General features: G+C 42.2%; 20 protein-coding genes. 8 read left to right on the top strand and 12 right to left on the bottom strand.

The window, feature by feature from the left end; genetic code table 11:
• The first annotated feature begins 101 nt into the window (after positions 1-101).
• Positions 102-1,310 (top strand): hypothetical protein, encoded by a 1,209-nt coding sequence (locus Q4574_RS18155; protein ID WP_303476210.1) that lies wholly within the window; start codon positions 102-104, stop codon positions 1,308-1,310.
• A gap of 110 nt (positions 1,311-1,420) precedes the next feature.
• Here the strand turns inward: Q4574_RS18155 and Q4574_RS18150 are convergent, their stop codons facing one another.
• Together Q4574_RS18150 and aldA are read right to left on the bottom strand one after the other, a co-directional pair.
• Positions 1,421-1,819 carry a hypothetical protein gene (locus tag Q4574_RS18150; protein WP_303476208.1) on the bottom strand — a complete coding sequence of 133 codons (399 nt, stop codon included), beginning with the start codon at positions 1,817-1,819 and terminating at the stop codon, positions 1,421-1,423.
• Positions 1,820-1,884: 65 nt separating this feature from the next.
• Positions 1,885-3,324: an aldehyde dehydrogenase gene (gene aldA, locus Q4574_RS18145; RefSeq protein ID WP_303476207.1), complete on the bottom strand. Its 1,440-nt coding sequence runs from the start codon at positions 3,322-3,324 to the stop codon at positions 1,885-1,887.
• A 573-nt stretch (positions 3,325-3,897) separates the two neighbouring features.
• Here aldA and Q4574_RS18140 point away from each other — a divergent pair.
• From Q4574_RS18140 to Q4574_RS18125, 4 genes are all read left to right on the top strand, one after another.
• Complete coding sequence (locus Q4574_RS18140) at positions 3,898-4,821, top strand: hypothetical protein (RefSeq protein WP_303476205.1); 924 nt, start codon at positions 3,898-3,900, stop codon at positions 4,819-4,821.
• Between the two features lie 476 nt (positions 4,822-5,297).
• Positions 5,298-5,822: a sigma-70 family RNA polymerase sigma factor gene (locus tag Q4574_RS18135; protein WP_303476204.1), complete on the top strand. Its 525-nt coding sequence runs from the start codon at positions 5,298-5,300 to the stop codon at positions 5,820-5,822.
• Positions 5,823-5,931: 109 nt separating this feature from the next.
• Positions 5,932-6,924 carry a permease gene (locus Q4574_RS18130; protein WP_303476202.1) on the top strand — a complete coding sequence of 331 codons (993 nt, stop codon included), beginning with the start codon at positions 5,932-5,934 and terminating at the stop codon, positions 6,922-6,924.
• Positions 6,925-6,936: 12 nt separating this feature from the next.
• Entirely contained in the window at positions 6,937-7,173 is a 237-nt protein-coding gene (locus Q4574_RS18125) for a thioredoxin family protein (RefSeq protein WP_303476201.1), read from the top strand.
• 62 nt (positions 7,174-7,235) lie between these two features.
• Here the strand turns inward: Q4574_RS18125 and Q4574_RS18120 are convergent, their stop codons facing one another.
• From Q4574_RS18120 to Q4574_RS18085, 8 genes are all read right to left on the bottom strand, one after another.
• Entirely contained in the window at positions 7,236-7,505 is a 270-nt protein-coding gene (locus tag Q4574_RS18120; protein ID WP_303476199.1) for a hypothetical protein, read from the bottom strand.
• Between the two features lie 97 nt (positions 7,506-7,602).
• Positions 7,603-8,643, bottom strand: a complete 1,041-nt coding sequence (locus Q4574_RS18115; RefSeq protein ID WP_303476197.1) for a hypothetical protein — start codon at positions 8,641-8,643, stop codon at positions 7,603-7,605.
• Between the two features lie 459 nt (positions 8,644-9,102).
• Positions 9,103-11,499, bottom strand: coding sequence for a fatty acid cis/trans isomerase (locus Q4574_RS18110; protein WP_303476195.1), 2,397 nt, complete (start codon positions 11,497-11,499; stop codon positions 9,103-9,105).
• Positions 11,500-11,590: 91 nt separating this feature from the next.
• Positions 11,591-12,889 (bottom strand): HAMP domain-containing sensor histidine kinase, encoded by a 1,299-nt coding sequence (locus Q4574_RS18105; protein ID WP_303476193.1) that lies wholly within the window; start codon positions 12,887-12,889, stop codon positions 11,591-11,593.
• Positions 12,886-13,572 (bottom strand): response regulator transcription factor, encoded by a 687-nt coding sequence (locus Q4574_RS18100; RefSeq protein WP_303476313.1) that lies wholly within the window; start codon positions 13,570-13,572, stop codon positions 12,886-12,888. Before Q4574_RS18100 ends, Q4574_RS18105 begins: the two co-directional genes overlap by 4 nt.
• A gap of 22 nt (positions 13,573-13,594) precedes the next feature.
• Positions 13,595-15,025, bottom strand: coding sequence for an efflux transporter outer membrane subunit (locus tag Q4574_RS18095; protein WP_303476191.1), 1,431 nt, complete (start codon positions 15,023-15,025; stop codon positions 13,595-13,597).
• Entirely contained in the window at positions 15,018-18,179 is a 3,162-nt protein-coding gene (locus tag Q4574_RS18090; protein WP_303476190.1) for an efflux RND transporter permease subunit, read from the bottom strand. The genes Q4574_RS18095 and Q4574_RS18090 overlap by 8 nt, the downstream gene beginning before the upstream one ends.
• A 3-nt stretch (positions 18,180-18,182) precedes the next feature.
• The gene (locus tag Q4574_RS18085) at positions 18,183-19,376 is read right to left on the bottom strand and encodes an efflux RND transporter periplasmic adaptor subunit (RefSeq protein ID WP_303476189.1); all 1,194 of its coding nucleotides are present in this window, start codon (positions 19,374-19,376) and stop codon (positions 18,183-18,185) included.
• A 386-nt stretch (positions 19,377-19,762) separates the two neighbouring features.
• On the opposite strand from Q4574_RS18085, the gene Q4574_RS18080 reads away from it, so the two are divergent.
• The gene (locus tag Q4574_RS18080; protein WP_303476188.1) at positions 19,763-20,788 is read left to right on the top strand and encodes a YHYH protein; all 1,026 of its coding nucleotides are present in this window, start codon (positions 19,763-19,765) and stop codon (positions 20,786-20,788) included.
• A gap of 61 nt (positions 20,789-20,849) precedes the next feature.
• Here Q4574_RS18080 and Q4574_RS18075 read toward each other — a convergent pair whose 3' ends face one another.
• Both Q4574_RS18075 and Q4574_RS18070 read right to left on the bottom strand, forming a co-directional pair.
• Positions 20,850-21,263, bottom strand: a complete 414-nt coding sequence (locus Q4574_RS18075) for an ACT domain-containing protein (RefSeq protein WP_303476186.1) — start codon at positions 21,261-21,263, stop codon at positions 20,850-20,852.
• Between the two features lie 39 nt (positions 21,264-21,302).
• The gene (locus tag Q4574_RS18070; protein ID WP_303476185.1) at positions 21,303-21,617 is read right to left on the bottom strand and encodes a multidrug efflux SMR transporter; all 315 of its coding nucleotides are present in this window, start codon (positions 21,615-21,617) and stop codon (positions 21,303-21,305) included.
• A 724-nt stretch (positions 21,618-22,341) separates the two neighbouring features.
• Here Q4574_RS18070 and Q4574_RS18065 point away from each other — a divergent pair.
• Entirely contained in the window at positions 22,342-24,804 is a 2,463-nt protein-coding gene (locus Q4574_RS18065) for a M1 family metallopeptidase (protein WP_303476183.1), read from the top strand.
• 2 nt (positions 24,805-24,806) lie between these two features.
• Positions 24,807-25,310, top strand: coding sequence for a DUF6702 family protein (locus Q4574_RS18060; protein WP_303476181.1), 504 nt, complete (start codon positions 24,807-24,809; stop codon positions 25,308-25,310).
• The last annotated feature ends 204 nt before the right edge of the window (positions 25,311-25,514 follow it).

Below are 25,514 nucleotides of genomic sequence, written 5' to 3'. Positions count from 1 at the left end.
TGAATTTATTTTGTTACTGAAATGTAAAAAGCATGGCATGCGAATTGCGAAATAGTCGATGGCTAACCATTCACAGGCCACAATACAATGGGAAAATTATCATGAAAATTAAATTTAAAAAATTAAAAGTCGCATCAGCGATTCTAAGCTCTATATTAGCTAGCCAAGCCTTCGCTGCTGATACAAGTAAAATTCAATTTAGCGGCGCAGTAATGCAGTCTTGGCAGACAGGCATGGAGGTTGATGGAGCCGCAGTAAATCCAGCGGACGCTGAATCTGACTCTGGCTTCCATCGCCTGCGCTTTGCATTGAACATTAATGCTCAGGTTTCTGAAAAAGTGTCCATATTTGCAGAGCTTGCAGAAGAACCAAATGATTGGAATAACGGTAGTGCTGCCATCTCGCAGGATTTAGCTTGGATTCAATTCGATATGAACGATACCATGGGCTTACGTTTAGGAAATCTGATTGCTACAACCCAAACGTTTTTACGTTATTCAGATGGAGCAGCAGTGCAGGCCAACCCCTTTGTTGGGAACGGCTTAGTTGATATGATCACCGCTGAAGAAGGTGTTTGGGTTTATGGTGTTCATGATATTTCTAACGACACAAAGATTACATGGGACGCAGTTGTATCGACCCCTGACTTCTTTGCTGATTTTAGTGATGGTCGCGGTTACAATTACGGTTTACGGGGTACACTGAATTTCAATAGCGGGCTTTCTTTCGGCGCGGGTACATTTAAAACCAATCACGATATCGATGCTGTAACCGGTAAAGCATTTGGTTCAGCAATAGGTTTAGGTGATGGCGATAACTATCAGTTCGCCAGTACTCCAGTTAGTGCTAGAGGTACTCATACTTTGATAATACCGGGTGTTGATGCATTCATCTGGCAAGCCGATGTGCAATATAAAACAGATAGCTTCATGATCCATGCGTTATACGGCAAAGCCACTGATGATTATAGCTGGGCAAGCGGTCAAGGTAGCTTGCAGACAGACTATATTGAGCAAGAGTCAGAAATGGCATTTTGGTCAATTGAAGGTAAATACGATATATCCGCCAGCACCTATATAGCGGTGCGATATCAAGAATCTACAAACGATAGCGAAGGAATCTCAACAGAAAACGATGCAACAAGATTGCAGGTTGGCGCCGGTTGGTGGATGAATGATTCAACCTTATTTAAAGTTGAATATGTAAAACAAGAAGAAGAACAATTCTCTGGTGGTGGAGCTACCGAGTTTGGTGCCATTGGCGGAGCTGAATGGGACGGCATAATCGCTGAAGCATCGGTTACTTTCTAATTAGGGTTTGCACACTGCAACAACTAATTAACGCATAAACACATAAAAGGGCATACTCAAAATGCCCTTTTTAATGCCCCAAAACTGGGGAAGAAACTAAGTAAATGGAGTTAATTCTTTATTATGTAAACGCAATGCAGATTGGTTAATTCAGTGGGATTAATTACGTGTAGCGGTAACTGATTATGGGGAATGGTGTTTTGCATAAAAAATGTCGCAACTTCGATGCTGTCAAATATGTTTTTTTCATATACCGATATGCTGGATGGATAGCCTTCAGGTAATAACATAACATCTTTAAAAGTACTTTCTACAAGATAAAAAATACCACTTTCATCAACGGCTAGGATAGCGTTAAAGTTGGCAAACTCGCTACACGCTTCAGCATATTGGCTAGTCATAGCGCTAGCAGTATCGTTGAGTGCTAAGACCTTATCAGCGTATTCTTTCTTGCTGAGTTCAATAACATTCACACCCCGTTTTTTTAGTTTTCGTTTTAATCTTTCCACGATATTCCATACAACTTTTATCTTAACGATAGTGAGCCTCGACTAACGAGGCCCACCGGTTAAGATTATGACTGAATATAGGCCACATGAGTACGGGTATATTCGTATAACCCGTGTTTTCCGTCTGCACCACCCACACCGGATTTACGAGCGCCAGCATGAAACCCTTGCATGGCTTCAAAATTTTCCCGGTTGATATAAGTTTCTCCGTAATCTAAGCCGTTAACTGCGCTCATGGCAAGACTCAAATTCTGGGTATATACAGAAGAAGTTAATCCATATTCTGAAGCATTTGCACGAGCGATAGCCTCATCCAAATCTGCGACAATTTGTACAGGTAAAACAGGACCAAAGATTTCTTTTTGCATAATTTCCATATCACTATTACACCCCGATAAGACTGTTGGTTGATAATGAAAACCTTGACCTAAATCTGCCAGTCCACCACCGGTGACCACTTCAGCCCCTTGCTGTTTAGCAAACTCTACCATTTTAGCCACTTTATCCAAGCCAATTTTATTTACCAAGGGTCCCATATCAATATCGGGTTGCGCCATAGGATCGCCGTATCGTGTTGCAGACATAGCAGCACTTAATTTTGCAGTAAACTCATCGGCTACTGATGCCTGTACATAAACACGCTCAGCACAATTACAAACTTGCCCAGTATTTATCACCCGCGAGTTCTTTATCGCTTCCACAGCCAAGTCAATATTTGCATCCGCCAATACGATGGCAGGTGCTTTGCCACCTAATTCCAAATTAAGCTTGGTTACATTTGGCGCGGCAGCGGCCATAATTCTCGAACCTGTACCTACACTGCCAGTAAAACTAATCATATCTATTTTTGGACTGGTAGAAAGTGCATTACCCACTTCATGTCCAGTACCACAAACAACGTTAAATACCCCTGGAGGTAAATCAGTTTCGGCAACGAGTTTAGCAAACTCGAAGCAGTTGTTTGGTGTCTCTTCACTTGGCTTAATCACAATTGTATTGCCTGTGACAAGTGCTGGCGCCATTTTTCGAGCAATCAAAAAGAATGGAAAGTTCCAAGGTAAAATGCCCGCAACGACGCCAAGGGGTTTCCTAAAAACAAATATGTTTTCACCTTGTCGATCACTAGTAACAATTTCCCCTTCTATGCGACGTGCCCACTCCGCCATATAATCAATATAGTCAGCCGTAAAGTTGACTTCTACATTTGCTAACTCTTTTGTTTTTCCTTGCTCTTTTACGATAACAGTAGCCAACCGTTCAGCATTCTGTCTCACTTTATCGGCGATTTTCTTTAAAAAACCTGCGCGCTCGATGGCCGGCTTTTGAGCCCATGAAGACTGTGCTTCGCGCGCAGCATAAATAGCTTGTTCAACTTCTTCAGCGGAAGAATTAGGAACCTTAGACAACAAACGGCCATTTGCAGGGTTGAACACTTCAATGGTGGATGTTGGCTCAGCGCTAAACTCCCCATTAATATAATTACGATAAACTGGTATATCAGACATGCTTGAATTACTCCCACGTTTTAATTTCAAGTCGTTTATAAATCATTACGCCGTGTCTCTATGAGACTCCTTTCAAGGACTGCACCGGCTCGGAATAATCTAATCCGTTTAAACAGAATGATTGTCGATTACCAAGCAACCCCTTAGCTTTGCAATACGGTTGGGTAAAAAACAATACCTAAGACTTACTGCAAGCGTCACACCAGCTGTTATAACTATCCCGACTTTATTGTTAAGCCAATGTTATGAAAGTGTTTTTTTATTGAGAGGGTAGAAAAATATCAAACGCTATGTAGTCTGAATTAAAGTTTATAAAGGAGAAAAAGCATCAAGTGTTGCATGTCCAAGTGTCGCAGATGATACAGTTTGCTGATTTTTAAGACAGTTGGAAGATCGCCAATCTCAAGAGAATAATAACGCACTTGAGTGCAGCTAAGCCCAGTGCCAGCAACACATCTAGATTTACCTTATTCATTCTGTGCAATATTAAACATGAGTATTAGGAGAGTGGTATGTATATTGCTGTATCTAAGGCTAATAATAAAATAACTAAAAATGACTTGGCGGCTAAAGATGATGAGTAATTTACAGTGTTTTACAGCAATCTTAATGTTGATCGGTTACACATCCAATTTGCATGGATTTGAAAAAATAGTTTGGCAACAAGAGCTCGATTATATCGCCATTCAAGAAGTTAAAGATATCTCGGCAAAAAGCCAGCCAGCATCACACATATCACAACCAATATTAGCATCCGCTTTAGCCAAAATTACCATTGAACCAAAATCTTCAGATAGTCTTTTATCTTCTTTTGTAAGCAGTGACGAGGTAAAAACTGTATTTACAGAACGCGAAGTTGAGGTTTTATCGGAGGGTATATTTAGTACCTTACAAACCCTTTCCAAAGATCAATTATTGGTATTTTCAGTGTCTGACAGACACTCGTCCTTCTTGGGGATAGGCTCAGACACGCTATATTCCAGTGGTTCTGTATATGTAAGTGGTAATGACTTGTACTTATTGTTAGCAGAAGCACAGGTGGATATACAAAAAAAATACATCAGAGCTGGAAACAGTGTTAACAACTCGCGGTTTGCCACCCATTCAGAATTAAAGGGGTTCAAACTACCAACGGGCGATTACACCACTGAAACCGAGCACTCATGGCAACTCCAGCTGTCCGAAGGTGTAACTCAGGTTAACCAGCGCAAAGATTGGATTAAGATTGCGTTAACTAGCACCATGCAACCTAGGCAATCTGCACAAAATAACGCACTTCCATCTGGAGCACCCGAAACCCAAAGGCCAGCCAATCAGAATGAAAGTCATTTAACCTTCAAGAGTAATGAGGGAGAGGGGGTTTCACCATCTTCTAACCCACAACAGAAATCAGAAGTTGAAGTGCGCTTAGAAAAATTGAAACAACTGTACCTAAACGGACAAATTCCTGAGCAAGTCTATCTAGAAAAAGTAAATGCCATCATAGATGAAATATAAATATCGGGGTAGCTTTAGCCCCGAGATAAAAATCCATGGCCTAAAGACCATGCTACAAAACCGTGATAAACCTATACCCGTAGTCGGTGGCTTTAGCCCCGAGATGAAAACCCATGGCCTAAAGACCATGCTACAGCCCCGAGAAATGGATCGAGAAATACCCCGAGACAACCCATGGCCTAAAGACCATGCTACAAAACTGTGATAAACCCATAACCTGTAGTCGGTGGCTTTAGCCCCGAGATAAAAACCCATGGCCTAAAGACCATGCTACAAAGCCGTGATAAACCCATACCCGTAGTCGGGTGCTTTAGCCCCGAGAAATGGATCGAGAAATACCCAGAGAAAACCCATGGCCGAACTATCTTGAGCCATTGCATCTCTGAGGCTTGTGGATTATTCTTTTTATTATCTAAGTCTAGTTCCGAACTGAAATACGTAGACTCTATGTTTGTAAATTATGACGACTTATAACAGTGAAATGTATCCTTCAAGCAATCCATGATAACGAGTCTGAGTTATCCGCTTTTTTACGCCACAGAGTATCCGATGCAATGGTTGCTGACGATTTGCTACAAGAAGTTAAACTGCGGGCGGTTTTACAGGGTCAAAAGTTCTGCAATGTAAAACAACCTCGAGCTTGGTTATTTCGAGTCACTCGCAATATATTGGTTGATCACAATCGGCGTCGCAAGGGAATGCTGGAAGTATCGACTGAGATTTCTCAGCCAGAACATGAGCTCGAAGAAATTGACCTCCTCAGCGAATGCGTAAACCGCAACCTTGCAAAACTAACCTGCGCTGACAAAGAGATACTAGAGTTTTGCGACCTAAAAAATAATACAGTTAAAGCCTACGCACTAAATAAAGCAATTTCTTTGTCGGCAGCCAAAGCTCGCTTGCTTCGTGCACGCCAGCGACTCCGTGACTCCATCGAAGTCCACTGCAGTGTGAGTTTTGATGAAAATGGTAAAGTTTGCGGACATATCAAACCTAAATAACTTTTTTAAATTCCGCCCCAAATATACCAACTCAAATACTTCCATCTTTTTCTGCATCCTTTTGCTTGTTCGTGCGTCTACATTAATATCAAACAAACGAGAGAGCCCAATGTTTCAAATTTTTACAGATTTTGCCAGTTGGTTGATATATGACTTAATGGGTTTATCCGCTGAAACAAAACTAGGTGACGCGCTACATTTTTTTGTTGAAGATGTTAGCAAAATATTTGTGCTATTAGTGGTGATGATTTACCTAATTGCACTGATGCGAGCTTCAATGAATGTCGAAAAAGTGCGCGACTTCCTGGCAGGCAGAAACCGCAGCATAAGTTACTTACTTGCTTCAGGATTTGGCGCAATTACCCCATTTTGTTCGTGTTCCAGTATTCCTGTTTTTCTCGGCTTCACCTCGGCAGGTATACCTGTTGGGATTACAATGGCTTTTTTATTGACATCTCCGTTGATTAACGAAGTGGCCGTATTACTTTTACTCAGCCTTTTAGGCTGGAAATTTACCCTTATGTATATTGTAGTTGGGATGCTGGTAGGTATCTTAGGAGGACTATTTTTAGACAGTATTCGGGCAGAGCGTTGGTTACAATCTTTCGCGGCTAAAGCCCTTGAAAACGGTCGCAACGGGCAAGGCGACAGCGTCGATATGGCAAATCAAACAATCACTTTTAAAGAACGTCACAACTTTGCAAAATCCGAAGCCTTGGAGATCTTCGGGCGTGTTTGGAAATGGGTGATTATAGGTGTTGGTTTAGGAGCTGCGTTACACGGATTTGTTCCAGATGGGTGGATCGAGCAACATCTAGGTGCTGGACAATGGTGGTCTGTTCCAGCGGCGGTGTTAGTAGGCATTCCTTTGTATTCCAATGCAACGGGAGTGATTCCGGTGATGGAAAGTCTGATTACCAATGGCTTACCCATTGGTACCGCTCTGGCATTTTGCATGAGCACTGTTGCCGCTAGTTTCCCCGAATTTATTTTACTTAAACAAGTAATGCAATGGCGCTTACTGGCCATTCTTTTCGCACTATTGTTGGTTTCATTCACCTTAATTGGATGGATCTTTAATAGTTTATTATTTTTGTTATAAAAGGTATCAAATATGAAATCATTCAAAGTTTTAGGCACTGGGTGTGCCAAATGTAAAAGTACAGTACAACTCATTAAAGACAGTGCTAGTGAATTAGGAATAGAGGTAGATATTGAAAAAATTGAAGATCCAATTCAGATTATGAACTACGGTGTTATGTCGACGCCCGCCGTTGTCTTGAACGACACAGTGGTTCATAAAAGGGGCATACCAAGTAAAGAACAGGTGCAAAATTGGCTACAGAAATAAGAGTATCGTAAGCCTTACACCTATTTTAGGACGCAACAGTAACCAAAGACTACCTAGCTTTATCAAAGAGCAAGATACAATTTCGAAAACCAAGCTCTGATAGACGAGGCTTTGGGCTTACTGTTACCCGCCCTAGTGTGCCTTGTAGAACTATTTGAATTCCTCTGCTGCCTGCGCTTATTAAGCAACTGTCGCTGCTCACGTCGCTCCTGAGCACGATTAGCCACTAGGGTAAATCGAGCCCTTTGTTCAGAGGTTAAACGTTCTGCGATACTTTTATTCTCAGCTTGGCGCAGGCGGTTAGCACCGCCGCTCTTAGGTGAACTACACATTTCAATCTCGCCTCAATTAAATATTGCGATGGTAAGTATTAGACAGGAAATACTGCGAATTAATTTCAGCTTGATTGTGGTGCAACCTTAGATTGGATTAAGAACTAAAGATAAATCCAAATACGTCAGCATATAGCTGTTTATGAACCGCTTCTCTATCAACACCTGCTCTATCTTCACACAGGGAAACTCCCATGGCTTTGTGGGTATGATGACAACTATCTAAAAAGACAAAATGCCCCTCATTATTTTGCAAACTGACCAAGCGACTATTTTGCAATTGCTGGTGATAAAAACCGGCATGACCATCAAAATCTAAAAAATCATTATCAATTGGCGCAACCACTAGCACAGGCACAGAAATTTCACTGACACTTTTAATATCCGCTGATGGCCCAAGAGCAGGATCAAAAGCAATTACAGCAGTGATGCGTTGATCTTTGTAACTTGCGGCTAACAGCGCGTCCTGGTCATTTTGTAGTTCTGACATCTTTGCATACTGACAACTTAAGTCTTTTTCCGCAGCAGCCGATTGACAGTACTTTGTCATGTCTTTGCCCAAAGTTGCACCAGCCAGCGCTAAGCTAGTAAAGCCCCCTGAAGAATGTCCTATTGCAGTAACGTTGTCGAAATTGAGTTGCTCGCTTAAATAAGCACCTGAAGCAAATTGATCGAGAACAAAGGACACATCTAGCGGACGTTCCCAAGTGCGTAGTGCAGCTTGGGGATCAACATTGTCTGGGCCGTATATCCAAGATTCACCAAAATGTGAGGGGGCTAGAACGGTAAATCCCTTAGATGCCAATGCATACCCTATCCAGTTGTATCCCATTGGATCGCCCATCGCACCATGTGAAAAGACAAACACTTTATTTTTCTGCGCCTGCTTATCAATACAAACAGGCACATTCTCACATGTTGCGGTTTGTTCTGAAGGAAACCATACAGTCACCTTAATTGGACGTTTCCGTGACTTATCAAACAAATCTAACTTAGTCATTTGTGCCTTAAAAGCAGGCCCATGGAACTGTTGGCTCTGAGCAAAAACGGTGGGAATAGCTAGCCAGCATAGCGCGCCAAGCGCCCAAGCTACAATTACATTAGTTTTACTGGTAAGTCTGATTTTTGACAAGCTCATGATGCATCCTTTAGAAGTATATTAAGTAAGAGGGCTTAATATACAGGCAGGATATGAGGTGCACAGGTGAAGAAAGTCACCTTTTTAAATGTGACTTTTGACCTATTAAGCTATTAAGATGCTACAGCAGATAGTGCTGATTCTTAAAAATTCATGGCCTGAAGACCATGCTACAACCCCGAGAAACGCCCCGAGAAAATCCATGGCCTAAAGACCATGCTACAACCCCGAGAAATGCCCCGAGAAAACCCATGGCCTAAAGACCATACTACAAAATCGAGAAATGCTCAGAGAAAATTCATGGCCTAAAGACCATGCTACAACCCCGAGAAACGCCCCGAGAAAACCCATGGCCTAAAGACCATGCTACAAAACCGAGAAACGCCCCGAGAAATGCCCGAAACAAAAAGCAAGAGCCAAAGGCGCATTCTACTTTGTCATTGCTTTATCTGATTTAGTCTAACGATTTTCCAACCTGTTGTAGTCTAACCAACCAGCTTCAACAGGATTATCTTGCATGAACAATTGATTTAGTCTGTCACTAAATTGCCAAAAGTCTTTCGAGGTACGGCGCACCGCAAATGTATCAAGAAATGTGGTGTAGTCTTGTTCTGTTTCAATTTGTTGGGCCAATGCAACCATGGATGCCAAATGGCTTTCTTTTACTCGCCAAAACGCATCGGGATAACTTCCCAGCAAGCCATGCACTAATGTCACATTGTCATTTTTGAGATCTCGGTTGTCATTTTCAGAAAATAAGCTATTCACATTGAAATGCGCGCTATTACGCACCAGGGTGAAAATTTCCTCGGTTTTGCCATCTGCAGGTTCAACCATAATCATGGTTAACTCAGGCAGAATAGATGCCCCCGTTCCTTTAATATTACCCAATTGAGCCAGAAGTGCTTGGCTATTGGTAGCCAACTTACTGTTATTTAAATTATAACGCTGTGGTTGCACCTTTTCTAAATGCTTAGCAAAAATACCAAATAGTTCTTTTTTGTGATTTTTGGTTTTGTACTCAATCCCACTTGGCTGATCAAAAATGTGCACGTTACCTTCAAAAAAAGACGTCAATTCGGGGCCTGATTTTTGATACCAGGCAGCTAATTCTTTACGACGACTATCTGGTGGTAAAAAAGCCAAGAAGTTGGTTTCGCCTTCCATGCGTAAAAAGTCCATGTACAACCGCGTCATTAATTGGTGACCATAGTTACCGTACACATCAAAACCGGCCACAAGTAAATAATGAATACGTTCCAACAACGCGTAATCGATAATCCATGCCGTTTTGGGCGGTTTACCCACTAATCCTTTAATCACAGTGGCATTGTCGAAATGACGAAAGACAGTCAATGTCGCGTTTTTGTTTTCACCATCTCCATCCCAAATATCTTCAGGATTAAAATGATAGCCTTTTTTTAATTCGGTATTCATAAAGCTTTGTCTGGCGCGCATGTAATCACCTTGGCGTGAAGCATACTCAATCCAAGTGACAGCAAAGGCAGTACTCTCTTTTTCTGCAGGTAAGCGCAAATTATTTTTCTGAGTGTCGTAAAAAGCATTTATTTCCGCTGAAGCGGCCACTTCAGGTTTCACAAAATACACCCAGAATCTATCGTTTATAACATTCAACGCCACCTGCCCGCGACAAACTGGCCCTTTGATATACCCCATGATGGTATTTTGTGCCCGCTCTAACATAAAACGATAACGGGCATTTACCGGAAGTTGAGCAAAAGCAGTTAACGGATTTGCCGCTACCTGAGGCTGATAACTTGGCATTTCAGTCACCGTATAATCGTCATCTACAAACCATTTTTGCCATTTGTCGGTTAGGGCTTTATGGATTGCATAAGGTTGATGGGTTTTATTGACGATTGTTGAAGTAACGGGGAACAGGCGGTAGTAAACCCGTTCCACCTTAGGATCATCAAAAGGGCGACGACTGGCAATAATTTCGATTGGCTCGCCTGATGGTGTGCGAGAACGAACGATATTAAAGAATTGCGGTTGAACATTGCTTTCGCTTAATTCACTAAAATACAAATGAGTGCTAAACAGATGTTCGTAAATGTAACGGGCACTTAATTGTACTTTTAAACTATCACCGTTCAAAAACGCTTCTAGTTTCTCGACGGCTTGTTGCTCTGCAGCTGAAATAGTTGGAGCAGAAGGCATGTAAGCACCTGCTTCAATCCATTTCATCAAAGTGTTATGTTCTTCATTGCTTAATTCAGGCAGCGCATAAGGCATACCGCCAAAGGCTTGGCTTTGGGCATACCCTTCGAATTCTTGCACTGTTGGACATTGTTGACTGCGATCAATACTCACATCAAAACGCTCATCTAGCAATTTATCGTCTGGTAAGGGATTTTCCTGTTTTAAGGTGAGCATCTTAGCTAGAACTGAAGCTTGCGTATTAGCTGTTGCGCTCTGTTCACGTTCGTTTAAGACTGGGTAAAATCCCCGCTCTCGCCATTCAGTTGAGTTTTGCCCATCAATGAATAAACGATTGGGCGTGGCAGCAATGAGACGCGAGCCGTGATAGACCTTTTCTTTGTTAGCGCCTCGCTCTATTCCTTCTGGATGGGTCATTTTTAACTGACAAGGGGCATCGTAGCAGGCATGACAAACCACGCAACGAGCATTAATAACAGGTTCAACTTCGCTCTCATAAAACACAGTTGCAGCACTTTCTGGCGAAGATTGCGCAGTCATGGCATGAGTTCTATTTTGCGTGTTTTCTTCGCCATAAAGTCGGTTTAAATCTAGGCTTGCTATGGTCGCACACCCTGAACATACGAGGATGACGCCGATGAACATCTTGATCCATCGATTCTGTTTATATTGCATATCTGTCCATTGGGGCGAATAGTCTTGCCCTAGATTAATCTATAAAGAGGTGGAATTTTAAAGTAAATTCGTAAACTAAGGGTAATTAGTTTTAGCCACTAAAATCTACCGTCACCTGATACAAGCCTGAAGTACTGGTTTTTTCGTAAAACCAATCATGGTTGCTAATAATTTTTTCACTTAACTGCAAGCCAAGTCCATACCCATATCCAAAAGCGACTTTGTCATCATTAGCGTCTACCACCGAAGCATTATTATCACTTGTGGAATTACTATTAATGATAGTAATCCGGCTACCTTGCTGCTTGATATGCACTTCACCCTGTTGAGTATGCTGATAAGCATTTCGAATTAAATTATTGATGACAATATGGCAGGCAACTGCAACAACCTTAACCTTGCTATCGTCGGTTTCCACTTTCAACTCAATCTGTTTACCACTTAACAAATAACTTAGATCACTGCAGGCCTGATTAATTTTCTCACCTAAACTAATGGGCTCATTGGATATGTGTATTTCTTCATTGCGGCTTAACCACAAGAAAGTATCGGTTAAGTTGGTCATAGTAAGACCTGCCCGCTGGATTCTCTCTAAGACTTGTTTCTGCTTTTCACTGGCTGGCATCTTTTCATTTAATCGTTGTAACAAATCCACATTACTGCGAATGACCGCAACGGGTGTTCGCAGCTCATGACTGGCATAACTGAGGAAACGTTGTTCTCGTTCTAAACTTTGGTGTGCTGACACCAGGCTACTTTGCAGTAAAGAAGCCAATTCATTGAGCTCACTAAAGGTAAAATCTGGGGGAGGCTTTTGAAGGTTACGCTGATCTAAGGATTTCGCCCAATTTTTCAAAGTTTTAATAGGCTTAGTAACTTTAAGCATGATTAAAACTAGCAACAAAGCAAACAGTAAGATGGCAACAATCGCTATTGCCAGTGTCCAAATGAGCCGGTTAGTTGGATGAATATCGGAATAAGCGGGTACCAGGTCTTTTTCAAGTAAAAATTTTGATATATAACGGTCTTCACCTTTTTGGTTCTGGTAAAGCACCACGAAGTACAAGTTTTTTGGCATGGATAAAAATGTACTTTGATCTTTTATTTTTAGTAGTTCACCTACTCTAACGGGACGATTTTTAAATTGTTGTTGAATCACTTCAGGGGTATCTTGCCAACGGCTGGCAATATGAATACCGGCAACGATTTTAGGATGTTGATCTTCAACTTCCGTGTTTTTGGCGAGTTCGCGCATAACTCCTGCTAAGCTTCTATCCAGGCCGTCAACAAAGTAATTGACACTTAAAAAAGAAAAACCAATCACCATTGAAGAGCCAAGCAATACAACACTAAAGAAAAAATGTAGTTTAAGGCTTGGCCTGATTATCACGATTGTTGTCCTTCTTGACTCACTTTAATGGCAAAACCAACACCGGATACAGTCTCCAGTTTTACGTTACTCTGCTCAACATCTAATTGCTTTCTAAGATGATGAACATGTACCTTAAGGCTATTGCTATCGGGTTGTTCATCACCCCAAACTTGCTGAATAAGTTGTTGTCGACTCACCGTTTGCGGACACGCTCGCACCAGTACCTCTAATAACTTAAATGCCATTGGCGAGAGCTTCAAAGTAGTTTGTTTCAAATTTGCCTTATGCTGAGTTAAGTCCAAGCTTAAATCACCGGCAGATAACTTTTTAGCCTCGCCACTGCGTCTTTTTGCCAGCACTTGTACCCGTGCCACCAGCTCTTTCATGGCAAAAGGTTTAACTAAATAGTCGTCACTACCCGCTGCAAATCCTTGCAATTTATTTTCTAAACTATCCCGCGCGGTTAACATCAAAATGGGAATATCCATGCCTTTTTCCCGCAAAGTACTGCAAAGGGTTAACCCATCCATCTTCGGCATATTGATATCGAGAATTATCATTTGATAGGAGTTACTTTCGATTAAATTCAACCCCATTAATCCATTGCTTGCGTGGTCGCACTCAATAGCTTCAATTTCCAGATAATCAACAATGGTTGTTGCAAGGTCGATATCATCTTCAACTAATAAAACGTTCATGATTATTAACCCTTACTCATTTACTTTATGAAGCATTATCATCAGCCAAACCGCCACCTAATACTCGATACAAGGTAATACGATTTTCCAAATCCGCTTGTTTCGTTAAAATAAGCGATTGATTAGCTTGATACATGGTTCGCTGGGCTTCTAAAACACTTTGAAAGTTATCAATACCCCCTTTATAGCGAGCAAGGGATAAAACATAGCTACGAGTAGAGGCGAGGACTAAGGATTTTTCACTGTTTAATTGATCTTGAATTGTTGCCCTGCGCGCTAACGCATCTGCCACCTCGGAAAACGCGCTTTGGATTGCGTATTCATAAGCAGCTAGGTATTTCTGCTGCTGAGCTTCACTGTAGGCTAAGTTTGCATCATTAGCGCCACCGTCAAAAATAGGCAGGGTAATGCTTGGGGCTAAAGTCCAGATTGAACTTGCGCCGCCACTAAATATGTCGGCTAACACCGAGCTAGCAAGACCACCGGTTGCCGTTAACGATAAGGTGGGAAAAAACGCGGCTCTGGCAACCCCAATGTTTGCATTGGCCGATTTTAAGGTGTGCTCAGCAGCTAATACATCTGGACGTTGCAATAGCAATGAGGAGGATAAACCAGCGGGCACATCTGCCACTAAGGTTTCGCTGCTTGGCAGTAAATCAGGCAGTAAGTTTTCATCAATTTGTTCACCTACCAGCAAGCGCAGTGCATTCAGATCTTGTTCCACTTGGGTTGTGTAACTCGCAATATCCGAGCGGGCGTTATAGTAAATGGTTTCCGCACTGGCCACATCGATTCTAGAATCAACCCCCATTTCTAAGCGCTTATTGGTTATTTCCATAGCTTTTTCAGCATTGCTTGCTGTTTCTTGGGCTAATTTAAGTTGATTCTTATCTGCCGCTAAGGTTAACCAAGCATTAGAAATTTCACCAATTAATGAAATCTTTGCCGCTTTAGCCGTTTCTTGACTCGACAAATAGGCTTCCATTTGGACTTCGCTTAAACTGCGATTTTTGCCAAAAAGATCGATTTCGTAGCTGCTTAAACCTGCTTCTGCTTCGTAAGTTGTGCTAATTGTACCCGACGACGCTTTGGTTCTATTACCACTTAACCCTGCATTGATAGTTGGGTACAAATTCGCGTCCTGGATTCGATAGGTCGCTCGCGCGGCTTCAACATCTGCTAAGGTCTGACGTAGACTTCGATTATTATTCAAAGCCAGCTCAATAATTTGGCTTAAGCGCTGATCTTTGATGAAGCTTTTCCAAGGCAAGTCAATGGCTTGTTGCTCAGACAAGCCTTGGATTTCGCCTTGCGGTGCATTCTCCCAAGTTTCTGCAACAGGAAGATTTGAACGAGAATATTCAGGCCCTAAGGTACTGCAACCTGCTAACACCAATGCACCAGCTATGGGTAGTAATTTTGCGACTCCCGTTTTAGGTAAAGAGAAATTAAACATCGGCTTTCTCCACTTTATCTGGGCTATCATCGTAAACTGGACGTCTTTTTGGGAAGAAACCACGAATAAGCACGAAAAATAGCGGAACAAAGAAAATACCTAATATCGTAGCGGTAAAGGTGCCACCAACAATACCAGTACCAATTGAGATACGGCTATTCGCACCAGCACCTGATGAAATCGCCAAGGGTATGGTGCCAAATATAAACGCCAGGGATGTCATAATTATCGGTCTTAAGCGCAATTTAGCTGCGTGTACTGCTGAATCTACCAACGACATACCTCGCTGATAAGAAGCCTCTGCAAATTCAACAATCAAAATGGCATTTTTTGAAGCCAATCCAATGGTAGTTACCAACGCAACTTGGAAATAGATATCATTTTCCAAACCTCTAAGAGTCGCGGCAAGTGCAGCACCAATCACACCTAATGGGATCACCATAATAACGGATAATGGCACAGACCAACTTTCGTACAGCGCTGCTAACGCGAGGAATACGACTAAAATCGAAATAGCATATAAATAGCCTGATTGCCCGCTAGATAACTTCTCTTGGTATGACAATCCACTCCAAGCGTAATTTAATTTACCTTGCCCAACTTCTTGAACAAGCCTTTCCATTTCAGCCATAGCTTGACCAGAGCTAACACCGCTGGCAGCAGCACCTTGCAGCTGATAAGACGCAATACCATTAAACCGAGATAAGCTTTGAGGGGCATTTGACCAAGTTGCACTGCTAAATGCAGAGAAAGGTGTCATGGTAGTTTCACCGTCCGCATTGGAACCGCGAACATGCCAGTCGCCCAAATCTTCTGGCTTCGAACGAAATTGAGCATCACTTTCCAAGTAAACCTTTTTCACTCGTCCACCATCAATGAAGTCATTAACATAAGACCCAGCCCATGCTGTTGTTAAGGTGCTGGACACATCAGATAGCGACAAACCAAGGGATGTTGCTTTGCCGTTGTCAATGTCAATTTTCAATTGTGGAGTATCTCCTAGTGCACCTTCACGCACACCTACAAGAAGGCTACTTTGCCGCGCTTGTACTAGCAGTTCATTTTTCAGCTCGGTTAATTCTTCACGAGAGGTACCAGCTGCCGCCTGAACTTCGAAAGTGAATCCATTACTTTGCCCTAAACCTTGAATAACAGGCTGTGACATTGCAAAAACTTGGGCATCACGTATCCCTGATAGATTTTTATTCATACGGTCAATAAGGGCCTCGGCACTTTGATCATCGTTGGGTCGTTCATCCCAAGGTTTTAACGCCACAAACCCCATACCAGCATTTTGCCCACTTCCAGTGAAATTAAAGCCAGCAATTGAGAACATACGAATAACATCTTCACTCTCATTTTCTACTAGATATTGCTCTACCTGTTCAGCCACCGCTTTTGTACGTTTAATTGAAGCACCTGGTGGCAAAACAATTTGGAACATAGTGCTGCCTTGATCTTCTTGCGGTAAGAACCCGGTTGGCAAGCGCACAATAAGTAATGCTAGCGCCACCACAATTCCACCGTAAACGAGTAGCCAACGGACTTTACGGGTAACCATACTTTGTACTTTTCCGGTGTATGATTCAGTCATTCGATCAAAGGTACGATTGAATTTGGCGAAAAAGCCTTTTCCTTCGGGGTTACGTTCAGATGGCTTTAACATCGTTGCACACAGAGTCGGGCTGAGGGTTAATGCAACGATGACCGATAATGTCATGGAAGAGACAATCGCGATTGAGAATTGCTGATAGATTACCCCTGTTGAACCGCCGAAAAATGCCATGGGTAAGAATACCGCAGATAATACAACTGCAATTCCGATCAGCGCGCCAGTGATCTCCGACATTGACTCTATAGTTGCGTCTCGTGGCGATAAATTCTTTTCATGCATCAAGCGTTCAACGTTTTCAACCACGACTATTGCATCATCCACCAACAAACCAATAGATAACACTATGCCAAACATGGTGAGGGTATTAATTGAAAAACCAAATGCTTGGAGTACGCCAAAGGTCCCTAACAAAACAACAGGAACAGCGATGGCCGGAATTAAGGTGGCTCGCCAATTTTGCAAAAATAGCCACATTACCAAGACAACTAAAATAACCGCTTCAACTAAGGTTTGTACGACTTCACTAATGGATATTTTAATAAAGGCGGTGCTGTCACGGGGGAAAGTCACTTCATAGCCATCAGGTAAATTTACCGATAATTCCGCCACTTTTTCCTTAACTCGAGTAGCAGTGTCCAGTGCGTTAGCGCCAGGAGATAGCATGATAGCGATACCAGACGCAGGGTGGCCGTTCAAACGAGGAATGGCGCTATAGCTTTCACTGCCAATTTCTACTCGCGCCACATCACTTAAGCGTACATTTGCACCGGTAGAATCGTATTTAATGATGATATTGCGGAACTCTTCCGGGGTAGACATCATTGATTGTGCCGTCACTGTGGCATTTAACTCTTGATTTGCTAACGTGGGGACCGCACCGATTTTACCTGCTGGAACCTGCACGTTTTGTGCACTTAAGGCACTGCTGACATCTGATGGCATTAGCTCGTATGCAGCAAGTTTATTTGGGTCTAACCAAATACGCATCGCATATTGAGAACCGAAAACCCTCACATCCCCCACACCTTCAACACGGGCTAATGAGTCTTGTAAATTAGAGGAAATGTAATCGGCTATATCAAAGGCTGTCGCTTGATCTGTTTTGTCGTACAGCGCGGTCACTAAAAGAAAGTCAGTATTCGATTTGGTGACCGTAACTCCCTGATCTTGCACTGATTCTGGAAAACGTGACGTAACTTGCTGTACTTTATTTTGCACCTGTACCTGAGCGTAATCAGCGTCGGTGCCTTCTTCAAAGGTGATATTCACCGATGCACTTCCATCTGAGGTACTCGAAGATGAAAAATACAACAGTCCATCTAAGCCAGTGAGTTGCTGTTCTAATATTTGCGTTACACTATTTTCAACCGTAGTCGCATCGGCACCTATGTAGCTAGTACTTACACTTATTGTAGGTGGCGCCACACTTGGATACTGAGCAACAGGTAAAGAGAAAATAGAGGCAATACCTGTGAGCATAATAATGATTGAAATAACCCATGCAAATACCGGGCGATCGATAAAAAAGCGAGCAAACATTTACTAGACTCCCACTTGTGTAGAGGAAGTATTTTGCTCTTGCTTAACCACGGTTATCATGGTTCCTTGGTCGTTCATTTCAACCTGCACAGGTTTTACTTCACTACCAGGACGTACTTTGCCAGCGCCTTCAACTAAAAGCTTATCATTCTCTGATAGACCGCTTGAAATCAGCCACTTATTTTCAACCGCGTTAATGGTTTCAACCACTCGCTTTTCTACTACATTATTTTCATCAATCACATAGGCATAAGCTTCACCCGAAGCTGAATGATAAATACCTTGTTGAGGCACTAATATAGCGTGCTCATCAACCGCTTCGTTCACTTGAGTTCTTACAAACATTCCGGGTAATAGCAAACCATTTGGATTGGGAAATTCAGCACGAAGCGTCACGGTACCCGTTGACGCATCAACTGACACTTCCTGCATTTTCAACTGGCCTTTGTGGTCATACTCCGAGCCATCTTCTAAAGTAAGTGACACTTCCGTTGAACCTTCTGAAATCCCATTTGAGCCGAGTAATCGACGCAATTTAAGCATCTCTTTACTACTTTTTGTCATGTCGACATAAATAGGGTCTAATTTACGAATAGTGGCTAATTCATCTGTTTGCTGAGCCGTTACTAACGCCCCTTGGGTAACGTTGGAGATACCGATATGGCCAGATATTGGCGCGGTCACCTTGGTAAACTCAAGGTTAATAGCGGCAGTGGCTAACGCTGCTTCATATTTTTCGATATTGGCTTTGGCTTCCAGATAAGTAGCATGCGCATCGTCAGCATCTTGTTGGGATACACCTTCAAATTTCAACAAACTTGCATAACGCTCATCTTTTAATTTTGCTGTTTCAAGGGCAGCCTTAGCGCTGCTCAAGCTGGCTTTTGCTTCATTGTAAGCGGCTTGATAAGTTGCAGGATCAATTTGATATAACAACTCACCCTGCTCTACGGTATTACCCTCAGTAAACAAACGTTTTTGCACGATACCGCCAACCTGTGGGCGAACTTCAGCAATGGAGGATGCCACCACTCGGCCTTGCATTTTTGTATCAATTTTATGCTCACTTGCGGTGACTGCCACGTAAGAAACTGCCGGAACAGAAACAGATTTTGTAGGTTGGATTTCTTGCTGGCAACCACTTATTAGCAAAGTTAGTACCGCGAATAGTGCTACTGTGCTGATTGAAGATTTCATAATTAAGCATTCCTAATTAATTACATAAAATAAGATGAAACGAAGCCACTTTATGAATACTCAATGGGGTATCAGTAAAGTGTATTAGTCGATAATTGAGCAAAGCTTAACAATCACAAGGTTAAGGTAGGGTTAACGCTTTCTAGGGTGGCTGAAAACACGTAAACAAATATGTACACTCAAACATCTTTTCAAATTTCCGTCCTGAATATACGTTAGCTAACACATGTGAGCTTTAATCCTGTCTACGCATAATTAAGGGCTCCGGTTCTTTTTGTTATTTAAAAAGGCGAGGCTGCATACTATATGCACATTTTTGTTGTAGACTAATTTAATTGTTAGTTAAACAGTCAGCGCAACAGAAACGGGAATATAGGGATTAAATCATGGGACTATCAAATCACTGGACAGTAATGATGGTTGCGGTCTCCTGTGCAATAACTTTGACAGGCTGTAATGACGCTTCTGTTAATAGCTCGACGCAAACAAGCAGTGGTAACGGCATCGACCTTTCAATGTTTGCGCAAGGGGCATTTTTAGAAACGCCTACAATAATAGACTGTGAAACAGCTCAAGGGACAAAAACCAGGTGTTATAAATTAGTCACCTCGGGGGCGCCAGCGGGTCGCGAGCCTGGTCCTTTTTGCCCCAGAAAAATCACCGATGGTGCAGAAGAAGGCGGAGCGTGGTTTAGTAAAGAAGGAACAGGAGATCTGGTAGATATTACCGGAGAGTTTATTCTAAAGCTGAGTGAGTACTACGGTGACGAAAAATGGATGGTGTACGACGCCGCAACCGGTGATGTACGATACACCGCCACTAAAGAAGCTTGTTTTGGTGCGGCTAAACCTGACGTCGAAGAGGAGTACATGCAAAACTGTATTGAGTGCAAACTCGAATATCTTGACGAAGACTTTTCAGTCACCTATCTGATCCCCACTCAACCTATCCCAAGCACAGAAACAGGACGCGTTCACACAGTTGGAATTGCATTAGATGGCTCTGAATTATCAGGTCCAGCCCCTATTGATGCTATCTTAGGCGCGTACACCATAGCGGCATTTGATGACTGTGGCGGGCATATTAATGCTCATCAAGGATATCATTATCACTCAACAACTGGCTGTACTGATACTCCCGAAAAAACCGATGATGGTCACGCGCCTTTAATTGGATATGCATCAGATGGTTATGGCATTTATGCGATGCGAGATGCACAAGGCAAGGAAGCAGAGCCTCTTGATGAGTGCCGAGGTCAGAGCGACGACGTTAGAGGCTATCACTACCACGCAGCCAGCCCCAGTGAAAATATGTTCATTGGCTGTTTACACGGCGAGTCCATTCGGCCCGCTGGCGGCCCTCCAGGCGGTGCTGGCGGGCCTCCAAATGGCCCACCACCCCACGGAAAATAACTCAAGATTAACGATTAGGCCAAGGCACAACTCAATAGGCTAGTTACAGCAACTAATCTGATTAATTTACTAGCCCATTTTCGGCCAGGGTACATAAATCGGCAATGGCTCGATTTGCATCTGCCACATTAACGAAAATGTGATCGTGGTAATACCCGGCAACGACGTTTGCACTGATGTTTGATTGGGTAAGTGTTGTGGATATTGCTGCGGTTAAACCAACGGCATCAAGACTTGAGTGTACATTTAAGGTTATACATTTAAATACGCCTGAATAAGGGATTTCGTGCTTGTCGGCCATACATTTTTCAATAATCACCGACATACCTTCTTTTTCTAGAAAAGTACCAATGGGATTCAATGTCTCCAGTCGTTGATAATCACAATTTTCAAAGGTTGCAAACACGTACTCCTGGGGCAACAAAACAGGCTCCATTGAAGCGATGAGTTTGGCTAACTCTTTTTCACCAGACATAAAATTCTCACTTTTTTATATTAATTTTCTATTCCGATATTAACTAGTCAACTTCAAACCAATCACTCCCAATGCAATGATAGCTAAACAGATTAATTGTTTGATAGAAAGACTTTGTGCGAAGAAATAATGATTAATAACGGAAATACTAGATGCACCTACAGCTAACCAAACAAGGTATGCATGACTAATGGGAATATCTTTTATGGCAATGGAAAATAGCAATAGACTCAGTGCCATAGATAACACGGCAAGTAATACGTAGGGAATATGTGTAAAAGACTCAGATTTTTGAATACCGACTAACCAGCCAGCTTCTAAAAACCCTGCAATGATAAGAATAAACCAAGACATAAATACGCTCTTATTATGTTGGGGTCGTCCCCGTAAATAAAGAAGAGCGGTGAGGTCGTCCCCACATCAAGTGTGCAAAATGCATCCTAACAAGCGCTAATTTAAAAAGCAATTCCACATCTTTGAAAAATAAAATACTCATACAATTCAGATATATAAAGTCTGACAACTAGCAATCTTCATATTTTTTTCATTTTTTTTGATGGTTTTTTATACTGCTTTACGCTTCTTACATTAAAGTAGCTGGCATCTCCTTACGAGTCACCGAGCAAATCAACACGGCGGCAACGATAATATTTCGGCAGTATTAATTGCTAAGGCTCTGAGCAATCAACTCAGCTAACTTTAGAGTATTTCAAAATTCCCCAAATTTTTGGTAGAATCAAGCCGCTGCGGGCTGTAATCATATTTATACATTTTAGGTCTTAGTAGCAAAAATAATATTATGTTATAACATTTCTTTTAACATCCCATCGTTGTAAGCTTAATTTAGGGTTGTTCGAATTCCAACTTTGACAATTCAATCAATCGTTTGAAACACAGCATATAGAAGTTGTTTCAACTAGTTTTGGTACTTAAGTTTCATTTATGTTGTGTTTTATGTGAGTTATTCACAATTCGTTATGCATAGACAGCCCCGATAAAAATAACCGCATGTCGATTAAGGTTTTAAATAAAACTGTGCTCACAATGCAAATTTTTTAAACAACAATCTGGTAATACAATGTTAAAACCACTCTCTTTGGTAGCGATGCTATCATGTTTTGTGATTGGCCTGGCAAACGCGACAGTTAATCAAACAAAAGGCGATTTTGAAGATAAATTTCGCCAACTAGATGAATCACTACCTACCCCCAATGTTTATCGCAACGCCGCTGGCGAGCCCGGTCATGAATATTGGCAACAGCAGGTTGATTATCAAATCAAGGCTAAATTAGACGAACAAAAACGTCGAATTGAAGCCAGTGAACAAATCACTTATCACAACAATTCTCCAGATACATTGAAATATTTGTGGATGCAGTTAGAGCAGAATAAATTCCGCAACGACTCCATGTCGGCCTTGACCACAACCTTTGGAGGCATTGGTAACCGTGGGCCAGCAACCGCAGCGGCATCCTCTGATAAGCCAGCCCAACTTAGCCTAGGTGCCCTGCGTCGACAGCAATTCACCGACGACCATGAATTGGGCTTCGACATTCAATCTGTAACCGACAACAAAGGTAACAAGCTTAAATTCACCATAGTGGGTACTAATATGCGTATCGACTTGCCCCGCCACCTCAAGCCGGGCAAGAAAACCGTATTTAATATTGATTACGCCTTTAATATTGTTGAGGAAGATGCCGTCACTGCGCGTTCTGGGTACGAGCATTTCCCTGATGATGCACGTGAAGGAGGCAACGATATTTTCTTGTTAGCCCAATGGTTTCCTCGTTTACATGCCTATACAGATTACGAAGCTTGGACTAACAGAGAGTTCATTGGCCGCGGCGAATTTACCTTAGAGTTTGGTAATTACGACGTGGAATTGACTGTACCTGCGGATCATATTGTGAGTGCTACGGGTGAGTTACAAAATCCCAAAAACGTACTGACTTCCACCCAACGTAAACGTTTAGAACAAGCGGAAGATGCAGAGCGCATCGTATTTGTGGTTACCCCTGAAGAAGCATTAGAAAACGAAAAAAAAGGCACTAACCAAAGCAAAACATGGAAATTTAAAGCTAATAACGTACGTGATTTTGCTTGGGCTTCTTCACGTAAATTTATGTGGGATGCCCGTGGCCATCAACAAGGCGGTGATGACCAGCCCTTAGTGATGGCAATGTCGTTTTATCCTAAAGAAGGCGGTAAGTTATGGGAGAAATATTCCACTGAAGCGATTATTCAGACTTTAGAGGTATACTCGCGGTTTTCATTTGATTATCCCTACCCTGTGGCGCAGTCAGTCAATGGCCCTGTAGGCGGAATGGAATATCCGATGATCACCTTTAATGGCCCTCGTACTGAGTTGCAAAAGGATGGTAGTCGTACCTATTCCCAAGCAGAAAAGCGTTTCTTAATTGGCGTAGTAATTCATGAAATTGGCCACATATATTTTCCTATGGTGGTTAATTCTGACGAACGTCAATGGACCTGGATGGACGAAGGCTTAAACAGCTTTTTAGACGGAGTAGCCGGTCGTGAGTGGGATCCCAGTATTCCTTGGGGAGTTGAACCAAGGGATGTGGTGGATTACATGAAATCATCAACCCAGGTCCCGATTATGACCCAATCGGACAGCGTGTTACGTTTAGGTCCAAATGCCTATACTAAGCCTGCTGCGGCCTTAAATATTCTACGAGAAACCATCCTGGGTCGGGAATTATTCGACTTTGCGTTTAAAGAATATGCACAGCGTTGGAAATATAAACGCCCTACGCCTTCAGATTTTTTCCGCACCATGGAAGAGGCCTCAGGGGTGGACTTAGATTGGTTTTGGCGGGGTTGGTTTTACAGTACCGACCATGTAGATATCTCCATCGATAAAATTTATAAGCTGCGCTTAGACACCCATGATCCTGATATCGATTTTGACCGCCAACGTCAAGAAGAGCTTGATAAACCAGTGTCACTCACTGACAAACGTAACAAAGCTGAAGGGCGAAAACTTTGGATAGAACGCTTCCCTGATATCACCGATTTCTATGACGAAAACGATCGTTTTACGGTGACGAATAAAGAGCGCAATGCCTATCAGAAGTTCCTAAGCAAACTCAAACCTTGGGAAAAAGTAGCCCTAGAGCGCGCAGTGGAAGAAGATAAAAACTATTATGTGCTGGATTTTTCAAATAAAGGTGGCCTGGTCATGCCCATTATATTGGAACTCACCTTTGCCGATGGCAGTGTTGAAAACCAGTATATTCCGGCAGAAATCTGGCGTCGAACGCCGAAAGCTGTTAGCAAACTCATTATCACCGACAAAAATAAAGAGCTAGTTAGCGTTACCGTTGACCCTCACTGGGAAACTGCAGATGTGGATGTCAGTAACAACCATTATCCGCGAAAAATTATTCCATCGCGGATTGAAGCCTATAAAACCAAAAAGCGCAGTGGCAAGGTTTATCGAGACATTATGCATGACATAAAAACCGAGGTAAAAACCTATGATGCAGACGATATTGAAGAAGACGACAATAACTAATCATGGGTAATTTAATCAAACTAATAATAGGGGCGCTGTTATTTACAGCGTTTTCCTTAAGCGCTCACCAACAAAAAACGTCGATTAGCACAGTATTGTTTAATCCTCGCACTGAGAATATCGAAATCATGCATCGCTTCAGGGTTCATGATGCCGAACACGCAGTAAAAGAAATATTCGGTAAAGATGCGGATATACTCGATTCAGAAAAGACGCAAAATGAATTTAGCAATTATGTGAGTAAGCGATTTAAGTTATTCGATAGTCAGCAGCAGGCTTTGCCATTAAAAGTAGTAGGCCATGAAATAGAAGGGAAGTTTTTCTGGGTGTATCAGGAAACTACCCAACCGGCTAAATTGGAGAACTTGAGCATACGTCATGATGCGTTGCGAGATTTATGGCCTCAGCAAGTCAACACCATAAATGTTGAAGGTAAAGGTGAGTTACAAACCTTAACCTTTGCAGACTCAGTGGAATTATTAAAGGTGTCATTCCATAACCATTGAGACCCGCAGTCATTTAATATAGTAACTGACTTGATAGTGTCTTAACCCAGCCATTTAACCTTTCTAAAAGCCTGTAAAAGCAATTTTACAGGCTTTTTATATCCTTCTGTAACATTCACAATAATAAATTCAGGCTGTGAATATTTTTCAAAATTCCTTAACCTAATTCACAGAGCCTAGACAAGAAAATAGAAATTATCAATA

Origin of the sequence: Aliiglaciecola sp. 3_MG-2023, from assembly GCF_030548205.1 — a bacterium.
In the GTDB taxonomy this organism is placed as follows: domain Bacteria; phylum Pseudomonadota; class Gammaproteobacteria; order Enterobacterales; family Alteromonadaceae; genus Aliiglaciecola.
The sequence above is the reverse complement of the archived record's forward strand: the minus strand, read 5'-3'. Positions and strand labels throughout refer to the sequence as shown.